Source organism: Brevibacillus sp. MCWH (assembly GCF_013096935.1).
In the GTDB taxonomy this organism is placed as follows: Bacteria; Bacillota; Bacilli; order Brevibacillales; family Brevibacillaceae; genus Brevibacillus; species Brevibacillus aydinogluensis.
In genome coordinates, this window is record NZ_SDLF01000137.1 from 1 (window position 1) to 463 (window position 463).

1 protein-coding gene is annotated in these 463 nt (G+C 21.8%); it reads left to right on the forward strand.

The window, feature by feature from the left end; genetic code table 11:
• Nucleotides 1-463: hypothetical protein (locus ETC00_RS19750; RefSeq protein ID WP_171567743.1), on the forward strand; the 463-nt coding region annotated here is incomplete at both ends.

Sequence of the window (463 nt, forward strand, 5' to 3'; positions counted from 1 at the left end):
TAAAACTATAAATAGTAATATTCTTTTATTAAGTAAACTATGTAAAAGATATGCATATGAATTAAATTTAAACATTGATGAAGAAAAAGATTATTGTAAATCTAAGACAGTGGATCAGTTAATAAAAATTGAGATTTATACAAACAGTAAAAACTACTATTTGATAAATTATTTAAGAAATAAAAAAAATGAATTGGAATCTGAATTAAATATTATTCTTATGGATACTGATCTAAAGGATGAATATGAACAAACAACTATGTTTTTCCTAAAGGGGGTGAATTTTGATATTAAAATGTACTTATCAGAAATTAATGCTCTTATTGATGAAACATTTGTAAAGAAGTATAATAAAAACTATAGTTTACTTTTAAACGAGCAAGACATTCTTTTCTTCTCTAGTTTAAAAAGTAAAATTGAAAAGATTTATCCTTGTAGAACTATTAGAGGTAATACTGTATAT